Genomic DNA, 22490 nt, shown 5'->3' with positions numbered 1-22490 from the left:
GCTCCGCCTCGGGTTCGGCCCTGGACCCGGGGCTGATTCCCGCGCCGCTCGCCGCGGAGACGCCCGCCGGAGCGGGCGAGTTCGTCCTCGACGAGCGCACCGTCGTGGACGCCGGGCCCGGCACCGCCGGCGCGGCCCGCTGGCTGCGGACCACGATCGGCGCGGCGACCGGGCTGCCGCTGGCGCCCGGTACGGCCGCCGACGGGCCGGCCATCCGCCTCCGGATCGCTCCGGCGACGGGTGCCGGCGGCACCGCCGAGGGCGGGCACGCCGGCCCGGCCGGATCCGCCGACCTCGGCTCCGCCGCCCATGCCGAACCCGCCTCCGAATCCGCTGGCCCGGTCCCCGTCGGTCTCGGCCCTGGCCGATGCGCCGACCCGGGCAGCCCCGGCGACCCTGCCCAACCCGCCTCCGCATCCGGCCCCGCTGCCCCGGCCACCGCCGCCCTCGGCCCCGGCCGAGGCGCCGGCCTCGCCGGGCCCACCCCCAGCGCCCCCGCCACCCCCGCCCTCGGCCCCGAGGCGTACCGCCTCACCGTCGACCGCAACGGAGTCGAGCTCGTCGGCGGCGGGCCCGCCGGGGCGTTCTGGGGGCTTCAGACTCTGCGTCAGATGCTGGGCGCGGCGGCCTTCCGGAAGGCGCCGCTCGACCGGGCGCGGCGCTGGGCCGTACCCGCCGGGACCGTCACCGACGGGCCCCGCTTTCCCTGGCGCGGCCTCATGCTCGACGTCGCACGCCACTTCATGCCCAAGGACGACGTCCTCCGACAGCTCGACCTGATGGCCGCGCACAAGCTGAACGTGCTGCACCTCCACCTCACCGACGACCAGGGCTGGCGCATCGAGATCAAGCGCCATCCCCGCCTCACCGAGGTCGGCGGGTGGCGGGCGCGGAGCAAGTGGGGGCACCGGGCGTCGCCGTTGTGGGACGAGACGCCGCACGGCGGGTACTACACGCAGGACGACATCCGCGAGATCGTCGGTTATGCCGCCGACCGGCATATCTCGGTGGTCCCCGAGATCGACGTGCCCGGCCACTCGCAGGCCGCCATCGCCGCGTACCCCGAACTGGGCAACACCGACGTCATCGACACCACCGCCCTCTCCGTCTGGGACACCTGGGGGGTCAATCCGAACGTACTCGCCCCCACTGACACCGTCCTCCGCTTCTACGAGGGCGTGTTCGAGGAGGTCCTCGACCTCTTCCCGGCCGAGGTCTCGCCGTTCGTCCACATCGGCGGCGACGAGTGCCCCAAGGACCAGTGGAAGGCCTCGCCGACCGCCCAGGCCCGGATCGAGGAGCTCGGCGTCGGCGACGAGGACGGGCTGCAGGCGTGGTTCGTGCGCCACTTCGACCGCTGGCTCGCCGCGCGCGGCCGCCGCCTCATCGGGTGGGACGAGATCCTGGAGGGCGGCCTGGCGGAGGGCGGCCTCACAGACGGCGCCGCCGTGTCGTCCTGGCGCGGCTACGCGGGCGGGATCACCGCCGCCGAGGCCGGCCACGACGTGGTGATGTGCCCCGAGCAGCAGGTCTACCTGGACCACCGTCAGGCGCCCGGCGAGGACGAGCCGATGCCCATCGGATACGTGCGCACCCTCGACGACGTCTACCGCTTCGAGCCCGTCCCGCCCGGCCTCGCCCCCGACGCCGCCGCCCACGTCCTGGGCACCCAGGCCAACGTGTGGACCGAGGTCATGGCGGACCGCGCCCGCGTCGACTACCAGACCTACCCCCGCCTCGCCGCCTTCGCCGAGGTCGCCTGGTCCCGGCTGCCCGCCCCCGAGGAACGTGATCAAGCCGGTTTCGAACGCCGGATGACCGCCCACTACGCCCGCCTCGACGCCCTCGGCGTCGCCTACCGCCCGCCCGCCGGCCCCCACCCCTGGCAGCGCCGCCCCGGCGTCCTCGGCCGCCCCATCGAGGGGCCGCCCCCGAACGTGTGAGTACGCGTGTGAGTGCGCGTGTGAGGTACCTATCGTCCCGGGGTCACCCAAGAGCGGCAAAAGGGAAGTTACCGTCGCTCGTGGGACGCCCCCGAACCTCCCCGGCGGAACGGTCCTTCGCGGACCCTCGCGACGTACGGCTCGGAAGATGTGCCAGAGTTGCCACGTCCAGGCTGTGAGCACGTACGGTACGCCCACACAGGCGCGACAGCCGGGGACGGTCGGGGATCACCGGGACACCGGGAAGGGGCAGCGGGTTGACCACGCACGCACCACAGACGGCATCACGGACGGCGCGGTCCGTGACGCTGCCCGCCTCGCTCGACGAGGCAGTGGCGGCGCTGACGGCCATGCCGGCCGCCGTTCCCGTGGCCGGCGGCACCGACCTGATGGCCGCCGTCAACCGAGGACAGCTGCGCCCCGCCGGCCTGGTCGGACTGAGCCGGATCAACGAGATCCGCGGCTGGCAGTACCAGGACGGTCACGCCCTGCTCGGTGCCGGTCTCACCCACGCCCGGATGGGCCGCCCCGACTTCGCCGCCCTGATCCCCGCCCTGGCCGCCGCCTCCCGCGTCGCCGGCCCCCCGCAGATCCGCAACGCCGGCACCCTCGGCGGCAACATCGTCTCCGCCGCGCCCACCGGCGACTCGCTGCCGGTGCTCGCCGCCCTGGAGGCCGAGCTCGTCGTCGTCGGCCCGCTCGGCACCCGCGAGCTGCCCGTCAGCCACCTCCTCGCGGGCCGCGACCTGCTGGCCCCCGGCGAGCTGGTGGCCTTCGTGCGGGTCCCGCTCCTGCACGCCCCCCAGGTCTTCCTCAAGGCCACCGGCCGCACCGGCCCGGCCCGCGCCACCGCCTCCGTCGCCGTCGTCCTCGACCCGGCCCGCCGCGGGGTGCGCTGCGCGGTCGGCGCGATCGCGCCGATGCCGCTGCGGCCGCTGGAGGCCGAGCAGTGGATCGCCTCCCTGGTGGACTGGGACGCGGAGCGGGGCCTGGCCCCGGAGGCGCTGACGGCGTTCGGCGAGTACGTCGCCGCCGCCTGCATTCCGGACCCGCAGGGCGACGAGCAGTTGCCCCCGGCCGTACTGCACCTGCGGCGCACGGTCGCCGCGCTGGCCCGACGGGCACTGGGGAGGGCGCTGTCGTGAGCGACGAGGCACAGGGGAACCGCGGCGGAACGGGCGGCTGGGAGCCGATCCCGCAGAGCGAGGGCTACGACGGCGACGCCACCGCCTTCGTCCAGATCCCGCCGGAGTTCATGCTGGAGGGCACCCCGCTGGAGGCCCCCGGCCACGGCTACGTGCCCCCGCCGATGATCGTCCCGCTCACGCCCGTCGCGGCGGAGCAGGGGTACGAGTACGAGGGCGGGCAGGGGTACGAGGACGGGCAGGCTTACGAGGACGGGCAGGGGTACGGGGCCGGGCCGGCCGGGTACGCCGACGACGCCGCGTACGACGCCGCGCCCGACCCCGGGGCCACCGGCCAGTGGACCATCCCGACGATCGAGGACGGGGCGGACGCCCTGGACGACTCGGGCGAGTACACCGCCTCCCGCCTCACGCAGTACACGAGCAGCGCCTCCGCGACCCTGCCGGGCGGCGCGCCGGCGCCGTGGGCGGACGCGTTCACGGAGCCCGAGCGGGAGCGAGAGCCGGAGGCCCAGGAGCCCGAGGCGCTGGACGCGGGCGAGCCCGACCTCGTACCGGAGCCGGAGGCCGAGGCGGAGCCCGTACGGGAGCGTGAGCCCGACCCCGTACCCGTACCGGTACCGGAAGAGCTGCTGCCGCCCACCGACAGCTCGGCCGACAGCGACGAGCACCCCACCACCTCGTACGCGCTGCGCGTGAACGGTGTCGACCGGCCGGTGACGGACTCGTGGATCGGCGAGTCGCTGCTCTATGTGCTGCGCGAGCGGCTCGGGCTCGCCGGCGCCAAGGACGGCTGCTCGCAGGGCGAGTGCGGCGCGTGCAACGTCCAGGTGGACGGCCGGCTCGTGGCCTCCTGCCTGGTGCCGGCGGCGACCGCGGCGGGTTCCGAGGTGCGTACGGTCGAGGGCCTCGCGGTCGACGGCGAGCCGTCAGACGTGCAGCGGGCGCTCGCCAAGTGCGGGGTGCAGTGCGGCTTCTGCATCCCCGGCATGGCCATGACCGTGCACGACCTGCTCGAAGGCAACCACGCGCCCACCGAGCTGGAGACCCGGCAGGCGCTGTGCGGCAACCTGTGCCGCTGCTCCGGCTACCGCGGCGTCCTGGACGCCGTCAACGAGATCGTCGCCGGGCGCGGCCCGGCGTCCGGTCCCGGGGCCGCTTCCGGTTCCGGTGACGGTATTGATCCCGCGGCCCGTATCCCGCACCAGATCCCCCACCCGCACGACGGAGGCACGGCGTGAGCAGCGACCCGACGACCACGGAGCCCGAGGGCCTCGGCCTGGGTCTCGGCGTCTCGCTCCCGCAGGCCGACGCGCGGGCGAAGACCGAGGGCACCTTCCCGTACGCCTCCGACCTGTGGGCCGAGGGCCTGCTGTGGGCGGCCGTCCTGCGTTCCCCGCACCCGCACGCCCGGATCGTGTCGGTCGACACCTCGGCGGCCGTCGAGATGCCCGGGGTACGGGCCGTGGTCACCCACGCCGACGTGCCGGGCGCCGCGACGTACGGCCGGCAGGTCGCCGACCGTCCCGTCTTCGCCTCCGACCTGGTCCGCCACCACGGCGAGGCGATCGCCGCCGTGGCCGCCGACCACCCGGACACGGCGCGGCTCGCGGCCGCCGCCATCGCGGTCGAGTACGAGGTCCTGGAGCCGGTCACCGACCCGGAGAAGGCGTTCGCGGCCGAGCCGCTGCACCCCGACGGGAACCTGATCCGGCACATCCCGCTGAGCTTCGGCGACCCGGAGGCGACCGGCGAGATCGTCGTCGAGGGCCTGTACCGGATCGGCCGGCAGGACACCGCCCCGATCGGCGCCGAGGCCGGGCTCGCCGTGCCGCGCCCCGACGGCGGCGTGGAGATCTACACGGCGTCGACCGACCCGCACACCGACCGCGACCTGGCCGCGGCCTGCTTCGGGCTCACCCCCGAGCAGGTCAAGGTGGTCGTGACGGGCGTGCCCGGCGCGACCGGCGACCGCGACGACCCGGGCTTCCAGATCCCGCTGGGCCTGCTCGCGCTGCGCACCGGCTGCCCGGTGAAGCTGACCGCGACCCGCGAGGAGTCCTTCCTCGGCCACGCCCACCGCCACCCCACCCTGCTGCGCTACCGCCACCACGCGGACGCCGAGGGCCGGCTGGTGAAGGTGGAGGCGCAGATCCTGCTGGACGCGGGCGCGTACGCGGACTCGTCGGCGGAGTCGCTGGCCGCGGCCGTGTCCTTCGCCTGCGGCCCGTACGTCGTGCCGCACGCCTTCGTCGAGGGCTGGGCGATGCGCACCAACAACCCGCCGTCCGGCCATGTGCGGGGCGAGGGCGCGATGCAGGTGTGCGCGGCGTACGAGGCGCAGATGGACAAGCTCGCTTCCCGGATCGGCCTGGACCCGGCGGAGCTGCGGATGCGCAACGTCCTGGCGACCGGCGACATCCTGCCCACCGGCCAGACGGTGACCTGCCCGGCCCCGGTTGCCGAACTCCTCGCCGCCGTACGGGACTTCCCGCTGCCCTCGCTCCCCATGGACTCCCCGGAGGAGGACTGGCTGCTGCCCGGCGGCCCGGACGGCGCGGGCGAGCCGGGCGCGGTGCGGCGCGGCGTCGGCTACGCGATCGGCATGGTGCACATGCTGGGCGCCGAGGGCACCGACGAGGTGTCGACGGCGACGGTACGGGTCCAGAACGGCGTCGCCACCGTCATCTGCGCCGCGGTCGACACCGGCTCCGGCTTCTCGACCCTGGCCCGCCAGATCGTGCAGGAGACCCTGGGCGTCGACGAGGTCCACGTCGCCCCGGTCGACACCGACCAGCCCCCGGCCGGCCCGGCGACCCACGGCCGCCACACCTGGGTCTCCGGCGGTGCGGTGGAGCGGGCCGCGAAGATGGTCCGTACGCAGCTGCTGCAGCCGCTGGCCCACAAGTTCGGCATGTCGGCCGAGCTGCTGCAGATCACCGACGGCAAGATCACCTCGTACGACGGCGTCCTGTCGACGACGGTCGCCGAGGCGATGGACGGCAAGGAACTCTGGGCCACCGCCCAGTGCCGCCCCCACCCCACCGAGCCCCTCGACGAATCCGGCCAGGGCGACGCCTTCGTCGGTCTCGCCTTCTGCGCGATCCGCGCCGTCGTGGACGTGGACGTGGAGCTGGGTGCGATCCGGGTCGTGGAGATGGCCGTCGCCCAGGACGTCGGCCGCATCCTCAACCCGGCCCAGCTGACCACCCGCATCGAGGCCGGCATCACCCAGGGCGTCGGCGCGGCCCTCACCGAGAACCTCCGCACCTCCCGCGGCCTGGTCCGCCGCCCCGACCTGACGGGCTACGCCCTCCCCACCTCCCTCGACGCCCCCGACATCCGCATCGTCAAACTCATCGAGGAACGCGACGTCGTCGCCCCCTTCGGCGCCAAACCGGCCAGCGCCGTCCCCGTCGTCACCTCCCCGGCCGCCGTAGCCTCCGCCGTCCGCGCGGCCACCGGCCGCCCCGTCAACCGCCTCCCGATCCGCCCCCAGGCGGCGGTGGTGACGGCCTGACGGCTCCCGGGTGCGCGGCGAGGGAACCGCTTCGGGAGTGTCCTCTGTCCTAGGTCTTGCCTACAGTGAAGTCATGCATGTGTAGCGTGGGTTGACGGTTCACGGGGGAGGAGCGCCGAACATGGAAGCCTATGTGGACGGGGGCGGCGGTGGTGCGCGAGGGCTGCGGTACCAGCCCGAGACCATGGTCAAGTTCAAGCAGGGCATCGATGAACTGATCAAGATGCTGACGGAGTCGCCGGCCGGTTCCAAGAACATGGCGGCCGACCCTGTGACACGACGGCAGTTCGGCGGTGGAGAAGCGGCCTGGACCGAGGCGCACGGGGTCTTCGACGCGTACGAGACGGTGCTGAACCGGCTCGTACAGCTCTCCAGCCTGCTCGGCGACTGCCTCGAAGGCATGGGGATCGCCGTCGTCATGTCCAAGAACGGGCTTGAGCGGACGGACGACGACATCAAGAGCCGCATGCGGGAGATCGCCATCCGGGCGGAGGAGGCGGAGGCGGAAGCCCGCCGGGAAGCCGCCGCGAACGCGCGGAGGGGCACGCGTCCCGGTCCCGCGCTCAAGGGCGAGGCGACGCTCGACGACTGATCCGTCGAGAACGGGGAGCAGCACATGAGGATCGGGATCACAGGCGACGGAGGGGCGGAGGGATGACCGACTTCGACAGCATGTCCCACCAGGGGATGCTGAATTGGCTCGACCAGGCCAGTGGTTTTCACGTCCGTCTGGCGGCGGAACGCCTGTCGGCCGCCGCCGCGAAGATGGAAGAGATCGCCGGGCAGGTGAAGAACCGTCCAGGCCGCGTGGAATGGGACGGCTCGGCCGAGGCCGCCTTCATGAACTGGGCCGATGGTCTGGCCAACAGCACAAGAGGACTCGCCGAGTACAGCGAGTACTCCGCCACCCGGATGCGTGACGTGGCCGACGCCATCTCCGCGGCGCAGAGCGCCATCCCCCGCTACACCTCGAACGCGCAGGCCAAGGAGAACCTCGCTGCCGCGCAGAAGTACCACAACGACCCGGACTCGCAGACCATCGCCCGCAACGCGCGCTCCCAGATGGCTCCGGAGGGCGCGGACGCGACCGCGATCGCGGCCAAGGAGGAGGCCAACCGTCAGGCCGCGGCGGCCGAGATGAAGCGCCTGTCGGACTCGTACCAGTTCGCCGGCGCGCTGATGAAGAGTAAGCAGGCACCGACGTTCCCGCCGCCGCCGAGCGACTTCGTGCCCCCGGCCGTCACCGATTTTCGCGGCGAGGACGACTACGCGAATTATTCGACGGGACACAAGGACACCGGCACCGGCGACGCCGTCACGAGGACCGCCGCACACCCCGACGAAGCGCGGCCGCCGACGGACGTCGGCCAGGTGACCCCGCCGGACGACGCGACGGGGCCGACACGCGTGATCCGGCCAGAGGTGCCGGCGGACATGGGCATCGACAGTGTGACCACGCTGCCGCCACCCACCACAGGGCCCGGCCCGACCCCGGTGGGGCCGCCCTCGCCCGCCAGGCCCGAAGTCGGCCCCACCCCACCGCTCACCCTTCCGACGGGCCCTCCGTTGCCGCCGACCGCTCTCGGCAGGGGCGGGCCAACGGTGACGCCCCCGATCACCGGCAACCGCCTTCCCCTCGGCCCCGGCGGTCGGACCGGACCCGGTCCCACCAGCCCGCTGCCACCGATCCCTCGGGACGGCATCACCGGCGGCCGTGTCGTGCCGCCCCAGCCGGGGCGCTCCGCGACCGGCATTCCGCGCTCCACGGTGATCGGCAACGAGGGGCCGGTGAACCAGCGCGGGCCGGTCGGCAGGGCCACCGGGGCTCCGATGGGCCAGGGTCCGATGTCCGGAGCGCAGCAGGGCCAGAGCGGCGTCACCGGCGGCCGACGACTCGCCTCTGAGCAGGGCGGGGTGGTCGGAGGACGCCCGCAGCAGCCGGGTGCCGCCGGCGGTCGGCCCTACACGCCCGGCGGTTCCGGTCTCGTACGCGAGGGCGGTCCGGCCGGACGGCGTGGTGACACAGGGGGTCCCGCCGCGACGGGGCGCGGTGGAATCATGTCGGGCGCCACGCCCGCGGGGGCGGGGCGGCAGGACGAGAACGACCGTGAGCGTCCCGACTACCTGGTCGAGGACGAGGAGACCTGGCAGCAGGGCAGCCGGCGGGCCGCTCCGCCCGTCATCGACTGAGGCAGAGGAAACAGATGCGCACCAGCAGTGTCCGTCGGAGTCGGGGCCGTACCGCCGCATCGGCGGCCTTGGGCGTCCTGCTGGTGGGCATGGCGGCCTTCCCCGCCCATGCCGAGTCCGTCCGCTCACGTCAGTGGCACCTGGACACTTTGGGCGCCGAGGAGGTGTGGCGGATCAGCAAGGGGGAGGGCGTCACGGTCGCGGTCATCGATAGCGGCGTGGACGAGAACCATCCCGACCTGGTCGGACGGGTCCTGGACGGCATGGACCTCGCGCCCAAGGAACGGGGCGACGAGCACACCGACTACGACGGTCACGGCACCGGTATGGCGGGCATCATCGCCGGCACCGGCACCGGCACCGGCACCGGCACCGGCAAGGGCGGCGGTGGTGACGGCGCCTTCGGACTGGCGCCCGGCACGAAGATCCTCCCGGTACGTGTTCCTCGGCCGGATCAGAGCAAGAGCCTCAAGGACTCGAACAACCAGGTCAACCGGACGGTGTCACAGGCAATCCGCTTCTCCGCGGACTCCGGCGCAAGGGTCATCAGTATCTCGCTCGGCGCAACAGAGGGTTCTCAAGAGCTCACCGACGCGGTGAAATACGCCCTCGACAAGGACGCCCTGGTCTTCGCCTCGGTCGGCAACTCGGGGGACAAGGGCAACAAGCCCGAATACCCGGGCGCCACCCCCGGCGTCGTCGGCGTCGGCGCCCTCGACAAGAAGCTGATGCCGCTGAAGAACTCCCAGACCGGTCCCCAGGTCGACATCGTCGCGCCCGGCGCGAAAATCCTGCACGCGTGCGGCGGCGGGACCGGGCTCTGCGACGGGACCGGCACCAGTGACGCCACGGCACTCGCCTCGGCCACGGCCGCCCTCATCTGGGCGGAGCACCCGGAGTGGACCAACAATCAGGTCCTCAGGGTCATGCTCAACACCATCAAGCAACCCGCGGGCGGTGAACAGCGCAACGACAGCGTCGGTTACGGCGCCATCCGCCCCCTGCGCGCCCTGAAGACCCCCGGCGACCCCGGCCCCGCCGACGTGCGCCCGATCCCGGACCTGACGGCGGAACAGACCTCCTCCAGTTCGCCCTCGGCCGCACCGGCCCCGGCCAAGCCCGCTCCTGCGCCGGCCGCGCAGGCGGACGACGCCGAGGCAGGGAGCAGCACAGGGCTCTGGATCGGTCTCGGCGTCGGCGCAGCCGTACTGTTGGGGGCGGCTGTCGCCGTGCCAGTGTTGCGGTCACGACGCAGTTGATCATCATTCACGTACGCATAGGCGCAGCTCGGCGAAGTGCCGCGTCCAATTGAACCGGACGGTCCAGATCGTGCTCCCTGTGGGGCACCGACGTGTCGGCGATGGCGCGTTCTTGACGTAGTGATCCGTGTGCACCCGTGTGCGTGCGTAAACTCCGGCATGTCCGGGGGCGAGGTCACGCCGAGTATGGCGGCGGTCGTGTGTGCAGGGGGGAATCGGTGTCGTTCGAGGAAGAATGGGCCGGGCTCAAGAGGGGCGCAGCGGAACGGCAGTCCGCCACGCGGCTCAACCAGGTTCCGCCCGACAGCGGTGGGAGCGGTGCCGGCGGCGGGGACGCGGATCTCGGCGTCAACCATGACAAGCTCGGCGCGATCGGTCACGCGGCCTTCGAACTGCATGGCCGGCTCCTGAAGGACGGAGACCACGCCCGGGCGACCACCGAGCAGGCCGGGGCCTCGATGAGCAGTAGCCGCTTTCGTACGGGGGGTGCGCTGGCGACGGTCCAGGAGACGTGGAGCTCCCAGGTGAGCGCGCTGCTGGACGCCTGCGCGCACATCTCCAACCACCTGGACTACAGCGCGGCACAGCACGCCAAGGACGACGAGGAGATCAGGGCTTCTCTCGCCGTGTCCGCGATCAACACGTACTTCAAGTAGGGCGGGGAGCGACCGTGCTGACGTTCGACGACGTGTACCGGGCCCCGCTCGACAAGATGAAGGCCGCGGCCGACGACTGGTCGGAGATGAAGGCCAAGCTGGACAGGTTGGCCGAGGACGCCCGTACGACGATGGCGGCCAAAGCCAAGGACGACTACTGGCGTGGGGTGAACGCCGAGGTCACGAAGCCGTTCGTGGACAAGACGGCGAAGGAGTTCGCGGACGCGGCCAAGGAGGCCGACGGCATTCACAAGATCCTTCAGGACGGGTACAACGCCTTCAAGAAGGCGCAGGACGACCTCAAGAAGATCATTGACACCGAGGCGCCCGCGCAGGGAATGGTGGTGATGGCAGACGGCCATGTCGAAGCCCGTGACTCCGTCGCCCTGATCAAGGATTCCGAAGTCCGGAACGATCCGGACTACCCCGACCGGGTGCGCCGGGAACGCGAGGCTGTCCAGGCGATGCAACTGCGTCTCGACGCTGTCGTCGAAGCCTGCGACGACGCCGACGAATCCTGTTCCAACGCGCTCAAGGCCAACGTCACCGGCGACAAGCACAACTTCAGCGGCCCGAAGTACGCCAGCCTCGATGCCGAGGAGGCCCAGCGCGCGCTCGCCCTGGCGAGGAAGGGCGCCGACCTCTCCCATGAGGAACTGCAGCGGCTGAATGAGCTCCTTCAGGACAATCACGGTTCACAGGAGTTCGCCAGGAAGTTCTACGACGGTCTCGGCCCGAAGGGGGCGCTGGAGTTCTTCGCGCGGCTGTCCACGGATACGTACGGAGAGGACTTCGGGGCGGGCGAGCCGGACAAGCAACGCCTGAAGGATGTCCAAGCCCTGCAGCAGAACCTGGGCTTCAACCTGGCGACTGCCACACGGGGCGGGGACCAGTGGGCCGATCGATGGTCGACCGAGATGCGGAGACTGGGCACCGAGTACATTCCGCTGACCTCGTACGAGGTCAAGCCCGCACTCGGCTATCAGCTGCTCGGCGGCATCATGCGGTACGGCACCTACGACCCCAGATTCCTGGTCCCCATCGCCGAGCACGTGACGCAGTTGCACGCCAAGTCTCCGAACTTCTTCTCCGAGAACACCGGCGGCTGGATCCAGAACCCGTACAACCCGTCCGGGACCAACGGCTCGGGCTTCGATCCGATGGTCTCGATGCTGGAGGCGCTCGGGCACAGCCCTGATGCCGCCAAGCAGTTCTTCTCGGCCGATCCGACGTCGTACGAGGTGGACGGTGGTGCCGGCGGCACACTGGACCTCGGCAAGGACAAGGACGGCAAGGCGATCGAGAACTACTTCGACTTCTTCACCAACGAGAAGTACGCGTCCTTCCAGGACAGCACCGGCCATGAATCCGCCGAGGCCACGGCGGGCTACATGCCGGATGCGTTCGGCCACGCCTTGGAAGCCGCGACCACGGGGCACGCGTGGGACGATCCGAGCCCGGAACTGAAGCGGGACGCGCAATCTGCGGCGATCATGCGAGAAGTGATGACCACATACGGAGCCGACTCCGGGCTGCGTGAGCGCCACAAGGCGTTGATCGACAGCCTCGGGAACATGGGGGCCGCGTACATCGACGACCTCAACTACTCCATCTACAACTTCGGTGAAACCGGTGATTCGCTCAATCGCGGCGAGCTCTTCCCGCTCAGCAGCGACAAGAGCGCCCGGACTGACTTCGGCCAGGGCGTAAGCCTGAAGTTCATGTCGGCCGTCGCCGCGGATGATGGTGCCTACCGGACCATGTCGGCAGCGCAGCAGGTCTTCGAGGCAAGTGGGATCAGGGCGCTGCACTCGAACCAGGACAACGTCATCGCCTTCGCGGAAAACGCCACCAAGGTCCACGGGCTGCTTGACGAGTCCCGAATCATTCAGATCGCGGACGATTTCAAGACTGACGAGGACGCACGCAACCTGGAACTCGAGAAGCAGGCCGAGTGGCGAAAGTCAGCCGTCAGCGGCGGTGTCGCCGCGGTAGTGGGCGTTGGTTCCGCCGTGGTGCTCGGACCCGCCGCGGGTCTTGTGGCCACCACCGTCGTCCCCATCATCATGGAGAGTGCGGGTGCGACGCTCAACACCAACTACGCCACCGACACGCTCCAATACCTCAAGGACAACGAGTACAAGAACGACGACCAGGCGCTGGATGCGATTTATCGAACTCAGCTCTCTGGGCAGAGCAGCGCGATGGTTCCCCTGCTCAACTACGCCGAATCCGTCGACATGTCGGTCGGTGAGAAACGCAAGCTGTTCTCCGGCATGGAGGACGCGTACAACAGGGGCGTGATCGCGGTCGGCGGCTCGATGAAGGTCAAGTGACGATGCGAACTCCCAGGTCTTGGGGGGCAAAGGGTGCGCTCTCGCTCTCCCTCGCCGTTGCCCTCACGGCAGTGGCGTGCAGTGGCGGGAGTGGGGCGGACCAAGGCGCCGAGAACGCGGCGGTTCAAGCCGCGCTGAAAACATGTGCGGCCTTCTTCGGCGAGGACAACGTCGCCGCCGTGCGTTCCGGCCTGGGCGAGATCGATGCTGCCAGCAGGTCCGTGGACTCGACGAAGGACGGGCTGCTCAAGGACGCGCGGGCTTGGCGTGCCGAGTCGGACGACCTCAAGCGCACCTCGTATCGTCCCTGCCAGCTCCGGGACGTCCGGCAAGGTGAGGGGAGCCTCGCCGGCACGATCAAGTGGTCCCAGCTCACCATGGAGCTCGTTTCCCAAGGCGCGGACGCCTCTGAGTGGCACAAGGCCTCCGACGGCGTGTACGTGAAGGAACAAAGCCTGGTCGACGGCCGTGCGGTGGTCATGGTCTGCACGGTTCCGGGTACAGCGCCAGAGCAAGGGAAACAGCTTCCGTTGGAGGTCAGACTGCGGGCCGAGGGACTCGACGACGATGGCGGTGTCCTGTCAGGGCGGCTGCTCGCGAGTCTCGCCCGGAACACGCGGAGCCTTGTGGGGTGTCAGGAAACGCTCGCGATTCCGGACACGTTGTGAGAACGCGGCGGGTGTTGTGGCGCGGTGTGGTCGGGGTGCTCGGGGGCCGCTGTGCTCGTCGGTGGGGGTGTGGCCGTGGCGGTTGTACGGGCACGGAGGCGTCGGACGCCTCCGGTTGCGCCGCCGCCCGCGTACGCGCCGAACCAGGGCACGTATCCGACCTCGTACCCGACCTCGTACCACCACCGTCAGCAGCCGCCGCAGAGCTGAGACGCGGATGCGCTGTTGCACTTGCGTACGGGAGGGGTGGTCCCGGTAGCGTGTCAACTCGTCTGGAAACAATGGCGTGTTGATGTGCGATCGAGCCAACAGCGGGGGAGGAACTGTGGCTGGAGACATGCAATCGCGAAGCCGTCTCGATCTGTTGAACCAGGGCGGGGACGCGGGGGCTTCCCCCGAGCAGGGGATGAGCCTGGCGGGTGTCGCCCCCGAACCCGGCGGAGCCGGTGGCGGTGGTGGTGCGGTCGGCGGGGAGGCGGATCTCAAGCAGTCCGCGGGGCCGTGGACGAGTGCCGCGGGCGCGGTCGTGGGGTTGCAGTCGGACACCAATGCGGGGCTGACGCAACTGGGTACCGCCCACGAGGGAGTTCAGGCCAACACCGAGGGTCTGGAGACCACGGCGGCCCTCAGCGCGGTGCTGTTCTCGTGGCAGGAGCGGCTGAAGGCCGTACGGGACGAGGCGGGCAGTCTGGAGCCGTCGCTGCGGCAGGTCGCCAAGGACCACGGTGAGATGGAGACGACCCTGCGGTCCCACTTCGCGGCCGTGGCCCCCTCGTCCCCGCAGGACGAGGGAGGTCGGTGACGCCCATGATGTCGATGCAGGAGCTCAAGGACCTGAAGCTCAACGAGCTGGTGGAGGCCGCCAGGGGCTGGGGCGAGGTCAGCAAGCGGGCTTACGAGTCGCGGGGCAAGCTCGACAAGGAGATCGTCCCCAAGCTGACCGACGTCACCAAGGGGATGGGGACCATCGCGGCAGCCGCCCGCCTGGGCCGGCTCGGCCGGAACTACCAGTACATCCACACCGAGTGCGGTCTGATGCAGGTGTCCCTCAGCGGACTCGCCGAGGAACTGGCCGCGCCGCAGCGCAGGCTCCTCGACGCGCTCGCCGACGCCGAGCACCTCGGCTTCACCGTGCATCCCGACTGTTCCGTCAGCTATCCGGCCGCCGGCCCCGAGATCGACGGACAGAAACCGCAGGGCGACACCGTGCGCCGTTCGGGCGGGATGTTCGGGCGGATCATGGACGACGTCCGCGCCGCGGCCAACCTCAACCCGAACGCCGCGAAGGCGCAGGACATCGCCGACGCGATAGGCAGCGCGCTCTCGGAGGCGCGGACGATCGACGGCCAGTACGCCGCCGCCGTGCGCCGGCTGAAGGCCGAGCAGGGCCTGGACGTCACCGAGAACACCTGGGCCGACGTGAGCAAGGACGCCGGTGCGGTCCACGGAGCGGCCGGCGACGTCTACAAGGACGACATTCCGCTGGGCCAGAGCCCCGCCGAGCGCAAGGAGTGGTGGAACGGGCTCAGCGAAGAGGACAAGATCGCCTACCTGGCCGCGTACCCCGACACCATCGGGAACCTGGACGGCATCCCCGCGGTGGCGCGCGACGAGGCCAACCGCACCTACCTGCCGCAGCTCATGGGCAAGCTCGCCGACCAGGGCGACGAGGCGTCCATGACCAAGCTGGACGGTCTCCGGGGCATCCAGGACAAGCTGAACGCGGGCAGCCAGCCGCCCATGTTCCTGCTGGGCGTCGGCGACCAGGGGAACGGGCGCGCCATCGTGTCCTTCGGCAATCCGGACACGGCCACGAACGTCTCGGCGTACGTTCCGGGCCTGGGCACCAAGCTCGACGGGTCGTTCGCGGGCGGAACGGTGAAGCGGGCGTACGACACCGCGGTCGGCGCCCAGAAGCTCGATCCGTCCAGTGCGTCCATCGTCTGGCTGGGCTACGACGCCCCCCAGGACATCGACGTGATGTCGGAGGACGACGCCAGGAACGGCGCTCCCGCCTACAGCTCCTTCATGGAGGGCCTGTCGGCCACGAACGACCACGGCGACGCCGCGCACATCACGGCGATCGGCCACTCGTACGGTTCCCTCACGGTCGGCCAGGCCACCCAGCTCCACGAGGGTGGCATCCCGGGAGTCGACGACATCATCCTGGTGGGCAGCCCCGGCGTCGGGGTGGACAAGGCCACGGACCTGGGCGTCGACCCCGGCCATGTCTTCGTCGGCGCGGCCGACAACGACGTCGTCACCAAGCTGCCGAGCAAGGGCGAGTCGAAGGCGGCCATCGGGGGCGCGGTGATCGGCGGGATCGTGGGCACCTTCACCGGCCCGCCCATCATCGGTACGGTCACGGGCGCGGTCGAGGGCGGACTGGGCGGTTACGGCATTGCGGAAACGTTCGACCGCGGCCACGACGACATCTACTTCGGCAAGGACCCGGCCAGCGAGGCCTTCGGAGCGACCCGCTTCCGGGTCGACCCGGGCCCCGAGCTGGTGGACGTGAAGTTCCCCGAGTTCTGGGAGACTCGGCCGGACCTCAGCGCGCACTCGAACTACTTCACGCCCGAGAAGGATCAGATGTCTGCAGACAACATCGCGGCGATCGTCGCCGGCGAACCCGGAAAGATCATCCCGGAGGCGCGGCGATGAGGGGACTGCGGGTGCCTGCCGCGGCAGGCCTCGCGACCCTGCTCGCGACCCTGCTCGCGGGTTGTGCGATGACGGGCGGTGGGCCGGCGCGGAGTGGTGAGGAGAAGGTGCCGAAGGTGAACCCGAAGACGAACCCGAAGATGAACATGCAGCAGGCCGCCGACCGGGCGGACGAGATCCTGGACGACGTGCTCGGCGCGATCCAGCCTCCGGTGGAGTGGACACACCGTCCGACCATGGCGGGCAACTGCTCGACCGACCGCTCGCGCACCGTGATGACGATCATCTCCGAGCAGCGCAGGGGCGCGTTCCTCGGTCTGGTCGACCGGCACTGGAAGAGCAAGGGCTTCACGTTCCGCGCGACGAGCAAGGACAAGCAGGCGGCGTACTACGTGAGTCCGGACGGGTTCCAGGCCAGCGTCCTGATCGGCTGGAAGGGGCAGGCCCACTTCGAGGTGACGACGCCCTGCGTGGAGAAGTCCGACGTCAAGCCCCCCACGTCGCCGCCGCACGGCCGCGACTACTACAACGAGCCGCCCACGGCACCGAACGTGACCTCCGACTTCTGGTCCGCGACCACGCCGGCGGGCAACTGAGCCGTGCGGTGACAGAGAGTTGACCGAGTAGCCCCACCCGTACGGGTGTCAGCCGTCCGCCCTGCCGGCCCCGCCCGCACCGGTCCCCGCCCCCATGCCCCCGGGGGCGGGCCGGCGTCGCGTTGACGCGGGCCCCCTCACCCGGTCGTACGCGTGCGTAGAGTCCGGTGCTCCGACAGCGGCAGCGAGGACGCTTGGGGCGGGGCAGGGGTGGGGACAGTCGTGTCGTTCGACGAGGAGTGGGCCGCCGCGCGGAGCGCCGCGGCCGGCCGGGTGGGCATGCGCCTGAACCGTACGGGTACGGCCCCGGATTCCGGCGGCGGTGGCGGTGGCGGCGGTGCCGATCTCGGGTTCCGGCAAGACCACCTGGGCGCCATCGGCCATGCCGCCCACGAACTGCACGGCCGCCTCGCGAAGGACGGCCACCACGCCCGTACGGACACCACCGACGCCGCGACCGGCCTGTCGCACAACGGCTTCCGCACCGGCCGGGCCCTGGCGACCGTCCAGGAGACCTGGGCCTCCCAGCTCGGCACCCTCCTCGACGCCTGCGCGCACATCTCCAACCACCTGGACTACAGCGCGGCCGCCCACGCGAAGGACGACGAGGACATCAGAACGGCGATCGGCGTGTCGAGGATCAGCGAGTACTTCAAGTAGGGGGGCGGGTAAGGAATCGTGCTGACCTTCGACAACGTGTACCACGCGCCGCTCGACCGGATGAAGGCCGCGGCCGACCGCTGGTCCGAGATGAAGAGCCGGCTCGACCGGCTCGCCGAGGACGCGCGGAAGACGATGGCCGCGAAGGCCGGGGCCGAGGACTGGCGAGGCGTGAACGCCGAGGTCACCAAGCCCTTCATCGACAAGACCGCGAAGGAGTTCGCGGACGCGGCGAAGGCCGCGGACGGCATCCACAGGGTCCTTGAGGACGGTTACCACGCCTTCAGGAAGGCGAAGGCCGACCTCACGACGCTCGTCGAGACCGACGCCCCGCACCAGGGGCTCGTGGTGAAGGGCAACGGCGTCGTCGAGGCCGCCTTCTCGCTGGAGCGGGAGGCGGTCGCGCACTACGACCGCGACCACGCCGAGGCCCTGCGCAAGCAGCGCGTCGACATCGCGGCGCTGCAGCGTCGCCTCGACGCCGTCATCGACAGCTGCGACGACGCCGACGAGGCGTGCGCGAACGCGCTGCGGGCCGACATCACCGGCGACAGGCACCAGTTCAGCGCCCCGAAGTACGGCAGCCTGGACGCGGAGCAGGCGGACCGGGCGCTCGCCCTGGCGAAGAAGGGCCGCGAGGGCCGCGGGCTCTCGCACGCGGAGCTGGTGCGGCTCAACGAGCTGCTTGGCGACCACCAGGGCTCGAGGGAGTTCGCCCGGACCTTCTACGACGGTCTCGGTGCCAAGGGCGCCCTGGAACTCTTCGGCGGGCTCGCCGGGGACGCGACCGGCGGCGTGAAGCTCGACGCGGAGCGCCTGAAGGACGTCCAGGACCTGCAGAGGAACCTGGGTCTGAACCTGGCCACGGCGACGCGGGGCGGGGACGCGTGGACCGAGACGTGGTCGGCCGAGATGCGCCGGCTCGGCACCGAGCGCATCCCGCTCTCCCCGCGCGACCACAACCCGGCGTTCGGCTACCAACTGCTCGGCGGCATCCTGCGCCACGGCGACTACCACCCCCGCTTCCTGGTCCCGATCGCCGAACACGTCGCCCAGCTCCACGCGAAGGACCCGCGCCTCTTCGTCGACAACAAACCGATGGGGGAGGGCTGGTTCCACAACCGCTTCAACCCGTCGGGCGTCAACGGCGCCGGGTACGACCCGATGATCCCGATGCTGGAGGCGCTGGGGCACAGCCCGGAGGCCGCGAAGCGGTTCTTCTCGGCCGAGCCGACGGCGTACGAGGTGGACGGTCGGGCGGGCGGCACGCTGGACCTCGGCAAGGGCAAGGACGGTGAGCCGATCACCAACTACCTCGACTTCTTCGCCAACGAGAAGTACGAGTTCTTCCGCGACATCGACAGCCACGATCCCGACGAGAAGAAGAAGGCCGCGGACTACCTGCCGGACGCGTTGGGGCACGCGCTGGAGGCGGCGACGCTCGGGCACGGGTGGGACGACCCGAAGCCGGAGCTGAGGCGGGACGAGACGACCGCGGGCATCATGGCGGCCGTGATCGAGAAGTACGGCGGCGACGCCGAACTCCTCAAGAAGCACCACTCCGTCATGGCGGACAGCCTCGGCAATATGGGCGCCGGGTACATCGACGACCTCAACTGGGCACTCACCAAGAACGAGTCGACGGCTCCCTTCGCACCTGGTGGGGACGGTGCCGGGCACCTGAAGTTCGGGCGGACAGCGGCGGTCGACTTCCTCAGCGTCCTGGGACAGCACCCGGACGCGTACGCCACGATGTCCACGGCCGAGCGCCTCTACACCACCAGCGTGCTGGAGGCCCAGGTCGGCCCCGACGGCCGGATCGACGAAGCCCGGGCCCGGGAGGCCGTACGCACCGGCGCCTCGCTCCAGGGAGTGCTGGACGAGGCCCGAGCCAGGCAGGTCGAGGCCGAGGGCATGAAGCTGCACGAGGACTACGAGAAGGCGCAGGCGAAGAAGGCCGCCTGGGTGGAGTTCGGCACCGGCGCAGCCATCGGGGCCGGCGTGGCCTTCCTGCCGGCTACGGCTGCCGCCGCGGGAGCCGCCGCGATCATCGTGCCGCTTGCCGTCGACACCGGCTCCGGCGCCATGGAGACGCTCGCAGGACAGGTCGTCGGCGACTGGTCCGACAAGGCGGTCGAGGACCACAAGGACGCGGCGGAGGACAAGATCCACGAGGACAGGAAGGCCATCTACGAGGCCGGCCGGTACAGCGCCGAAGCACCCATGGAGCGCTTCGTGCAGGTACACCGATCGCAGGTGAGCGGTAACTGCCGGCAGGACCTCATCGACGCGGTCGACATCGGCTACGGGAAGGGCAACACCCTGACGGGGCAGACCGGTAACGCCTCCGAGACCGGTTGATCGCGCGGCGGTCGACCCGAGGATTCACATGAGGAAATGGATCAGGGTTGGTGTATCGGGGCTGGCAGCATGCCTCCTGCTCACTGGCTGTGGAGGAGGCGAAGAGCCTGAGAAGCAGCGCGTCACAGCCGCGCAGCAGTGCGACGACACGCTTTCACCCGAGGCGGCCCGTGCCCTCGAAACGGTGCTGAGGACCGACAAGTTCGCCCACGACCCCAGGGGCGGTCTGGATCGCGTCGTGGCGCAGCTGACCGAGGACTACGCGGAAGACGGGTTGCGGTCGCGGAGCCGTAGCCTCTGCCGCGCCGATGCCGCCGGCCGTTCGGACCGGGTCGACATCCTCTTCGGACGGTACGACGACAGCGACCTCATCGGAGATGCCGACCCGGTCGGTCTGCACCCGTACGCCATGGGGCGTGAAGCGTGGTCCGGTCCGGAAGCCGCGTATCTGTTCGTGGCCTGTGTGAGTCCTCGGCTCGAAGGATCCCGGGAGCGGCCCGCCCGCTTCGACGGGATGCTGAGATTCAGACGATCGGATCTCCCCGACAGCCCCGCCATCCGCGAAGCCAACCTCACCGTCCTCCACTCCGTCACCCTCGCCCTCGTCAAGAAGCTCGGCTGCGAGAACAACGCGGGGCTCCCCGACAAGCCCGTGTTCAAGCCCAGGATCCAGTAGTTCCGAGCGCGGAAAGGGAATGGGGCGGCTCCCTTCCGGGAGCCGCCCCATTCCCTTTCCAGAGACCGTGGCGGGAATCGAACCCACGTAACTCGCTTTGCAGGCGAGCCCCTCAACCACTCGGGCACACGGTCGTGGTGACAGGAACGACGTTAGGCGGGGGCGAAGAGGGAGCTCAATGGTTTCGCCGGGGACGCAACACGACTGCCATATCCCGTTCACGGTCGGGCTGGGGGCGTACGACCATCGGGGCAGGAGGGATGGGACTCGCGACAGGGGCCATATCCGGCTACGACCCTTACTCTGGGCGTATGAGCGCCCTCGAACCGCGTGACGTCGACGCTGACGTCGTCGACGCCGTCGCACCGCCGCCCGCCGCCGTGCCGTCCGAAACCGCAGGCGGCGGGTCCGTGCTCGACCGGGGGCATCGGGCGCTCAGCATCGGGATCGTGTCCGTCGTGCTGCTGATCGCGTTCGAGGCGACCGCCGTCGGGACGGCGATGCCCGTCGCGGCGCGGGAGCTGGACGGGGTGCCGTTGTACGCGTTCGCGTTCTCGGCGTACTTCACGACGAGTCTGTTCGGGATGGTGCTGTCCGGGCAGTGGTCGGACCGGAGCGGGCCGCTCGGGCCGTTGACGGTCGGGATGAGCTGTTTCGCGGCCGGGCTGCTGCTCTCCGGGACGGCGGGCTCGATGTGGCTGTTCATCCTCGGGCGGGCCGTGCAGGGGCTCGGCGGCGGGCTGGTGATCGTCGCGCTGTACGTGGTGATCAGCCGGGCGTACGAGGAGCACCTGCGGCCGGCGATCATGGCGGCGTTCGCCGCGAGCTGGGTCGTGCCGTCGGTGGTCGGGCCGCTGGCGTCCGGGACGATCACCGAGCAGCTCGGCTGGCGCTGGGTCTTCGTCGGCATCCCGGCCCTCGTCGTGTTCCCGCTCGCGCTCGCGCTGCCCGCGATCCGGCGTACCGCGTCCGGGCCCGCCGACCCCGACGCGCCCGTCGTGCCGTGGGACCGGCGGCGGATCCGGCTGGCGTTCGCGATATCGCTCGGGGCGGCACTGCTGCAGTACGCCGGGCAGGAGCTGCGCTGGCTCTCGCTGCTGCCGGCCGCGGCCGGTGCCGCGCTGCTCGTGCCCGCCGTGCGCGGGCTGCTGCCCCGCGGGACGTACCGGGCCGCCCGCGGGCTGCCCTCCGTCGTGCTGCTCCGCGGTGTCGCGGCGGGCTCCTTCATCGCGGCCGAGTCCTTCGTACCGCTCATGCTGGTCACCCAGCGCGGTCTGAGCCCCACCCTCGCCGGGCTCTCGCTCGCCGTCGGCGGCCTGACCTGGGCGCTCGGCTCCTGGGTGCAGTCGCAGCCGCGCACGGAGCCGTACCGCGAACGCCTCGTCGTCCTCGGCATGGTGCTTGTCGCGCTCGCCGTCGCCGCCGCGCCGAGCGTGCTGATCCAGGGCGTGCCGGTGTGGGTGGTCGCCGTGGCCTGGGCGTTCGGCTGTTTCGGCATGGGCATGGTCATCGCCTCCACCAGCGTTCTGCTGCTCAAGCTCTCCGCGCCCGAGGAGGCCGGGGCGAACTCCGCCGCCCTCCAGATCTCCGACGGCCTCTCCAACGTCCTCCTCCTCGCCGCCGGCGGCGCCGCCTTCGCCGCGCTCGGCGGCGGCGCGGTCGGCCACGCCGTCTCCGAGGCCGGCGCCGGGTCCCACCCGGCCGCCTTCGCCGCCGTCTTCCTGCCCATGGCCGGTGTCGCCGCGCTCGGCGGCTGGGTCGCCACCCGCCTCCGCGACCGAAAGGCGGTGGCTGCGGAGTCTGGTCCTGCCTAGGG

At 71.1% G+C, this 22490-nt stretch carries 17 protein-coding genes and 1 tRNA gene; 17 read left to right on the top strand and 1 reads right to left on the bottom strand.

From position 1 onward, the window contains the following. Positions 1–32 precede the first annotated feature (32 nt). The 16 genes from JAO84_RS13260 to JAO84_RS13185 all read left to right on the top strand — a co-directional run bounded on the left by JAO84_RS13260 (position 33) and on the right by JAO84_RS13185 (position 20674). Positions 33–1943, top strand: a complete 1911-nt coding sequence (locus JAO84_RS13260; protein WP_370416751.1) for a family 20 glycosylhydrolase — start codon at positions 33–35, stop codon at positions 1941–1943. A gap of 257 nt (positions 1944–2200) precedes the next feature. Beyond that, positions 2201–3088 (top strand): xanthine dehydrogenase family protein subunit M, encoded by an 888-nt coding sequence (locus JAO84_RS13255; protein WP_265868085.1) that lies wholly within the window; start codon positions 2201–2203, stop codon positions 3086–3088. Then, a complete protein-coding gene (locus tag JAO84_RS13250) occupies positions 3085–4329 on the top strand; it encodes a (2Fe-2S)-binding protein (protein ID WP_370413046.1) in 1245 nt (414 codons plus the stop codon). Before JAO84_RS13255 ends, JAO84_RS13250 begins: the two co-directional genes overlap by 4 nt. Next, entirely contained in the window at positions 4326–6608 is a 2283-nt protein-coding gene (locus tag JAO84_RS13245) for a molybdopterin cofactor-binding domain-containing protein (protein ID WP_370413045.1), read from the top strand. Before JAO84_RS13250 ends, JAO84_RS13245 begins: the two co-directional genes overlap by 4 nt. A gap of 121 nt (positions 6609–6729) precedes the next feature. Next, positions 6730–7200, top strand: coding sequence for a hypothetical protein (locus JAO84_RS13240; protein ID WP_370413044.1), 471 nt, complete (start codon positions 6730–6732; stop codon positions 7198–7200). A 62-nt stretch (positions 7201–7262) separates the two neighbouring features. Continuing rightward, complete coding sequence (locus JAO84_RS13235; RefSeq protein ID WP_370413043.1) at positions 7263–8798, top strand: hypothetical protein; 1536 nt, start codon at positions 7263–7265, stop codon at positions 8796–8798. Positions 8799–8866: 68 nt separating this feature from the next. Next, positions 8867–10057, top strand: a complete 1191-nt coding sequence (gene mycP, locus JAO84_RS13230) for a type VII secretion-associated serine protease mycosin (RefSeq protein WP_370413042.1) — start codon at positions 8867–8869, stop codon at positions 10055–10057. A 218-nt stretch (positions 10058–10275) separates the two neighbouring features. Then, the gene (locus tag JAO84_RS13225; protein WP_370413041.1) at positions 10276–10713 is read left to right on the top strand and encodes a hypothetical protein; all 438 of its coding nucleotides are present in this window, start codon (positions 10276–10278) and stop codon (positions 10711–10713) included. A 14-nt stretch (positions 10714–10727) separates the two neighbouring features. Continuing rightward, a complete protein-coding gene (locus JAO84_RS13220) occupies positions 10728–13049 on the top strand; it encodes a hypothetical protein (protein WP_370413040.1) in 2322 nt (773 codons plus the stop codon). Positions 13050–13120: 71 nt separating this feature from the next. Continuing rightward, positions 13121–13717: a hypothetical protein gene (locus JAO84_RS13215; RefSeq protein ID WP_370413039.1), complete on the top strand. Its 597-nt coding sequence runs from the start codon at positions 13121–13123 to the stop codon at positions 13715–13717. Between the two features lie 337 nt (positions 13718–14054). Next, positions 14055–14519, top strand: coding sequence for a hypothetical protein (locus JAO84_RS13210; RefSeq protein WP_370413038.1), 465 nt, complete (start codon positions 14055–14057; stop codon positions 14517–14519). Positions 14520–14524: 5 nt separating this feature from the next. Beyond that, entirely contained in the window at positions 14525–16381 is a 1857-nt protein-coding gene (locus JAO84_RS13205; protein WP_370413037.1) for an alpha/beta hydrolase, read from the top strand. An 11-nt stretch (positions 16382–16392) separates the two neighbouring features. After that, positions 16393–16977, top strand: coding sequence for a hypothetical protein (locus JAO84_RS13200; protein WP_370413036.1), 585 nt, complete (start codon positions 16393–16395; stop codon positions 16975–16977). A gap of 222 nt (positions 16978–17199) precedes the next feature. Then, a complete protein-coding gene (locus JAO84_RS13195) occupies positions 17200–17637 on the top strand; it encodes a hypothetical protein (RefSeq protein WP_370413035.1) in 438 nt (145 codons plus the stop codon). Between the two features lie 18 nt (positions 17638–17655). Next, complete coding sequence (locus JAO84_RS13190) at positions 17656–19998, top strand: hypothetical protein (protein WP_370413034.1); 2343 nt, start codon at positions 17656–17658, stop codon at positions 19996–19998. A 28-nt stretch (positions 19999–20026) separates the two neighbouring features. Next, the gene (locus tag JAO84_RS13185; protein WP_370413033.1) at positions 20027–20674 is read left to right on the top strand and encodes a hypothetical protein; all 648 of its coding nucleotides are present in this window, start codon (positions 20027–20029) and stop codon (positions 20672–20674) included. A 62-nt stretch (positions 20675–20736) separates the two neighbouring features. Here JAO84_RS13185 and JAO84_RS13180 read toward each other — a convergent pair. Beyond that, positions 20737–20808 (bottom strand) — tRNA-Cys (locus tag JAO84_RS13180). A 177-nt stretch (positions 20809–20985) separates the two neighbouring features. Between JAO84_RS13180 and JAO84_RS13175 the strand changes: the two genes are divergently transcribed. Further along, positions 20986–22488: an MFS transporter gene (locus JAO84_RS13175; RefSeq protein ID WP_370413032.1), complete on the top strand. Its 1503-nt coding sequence runs from the start codon at positions 20986–20988 to the stop codon at positions 22486–22488. The last annotated feature ends 2 nt before the right edge of the window (positions 22489–22490 follow it).

Source organism: Streptomyces fradiae (assembly GCF_041270065.1).
Taxonomy (GTDB): Bacteria; Actinomycetota; Actinomycetes; order Streptomycetales; family Streptomycetaceae; genus Streptomyces.
The sequence above is the reverse complement of the archived record's forward strand: the minus strand, read 5'-3'. Positions and strand labels throughout refer to the sequence as shown.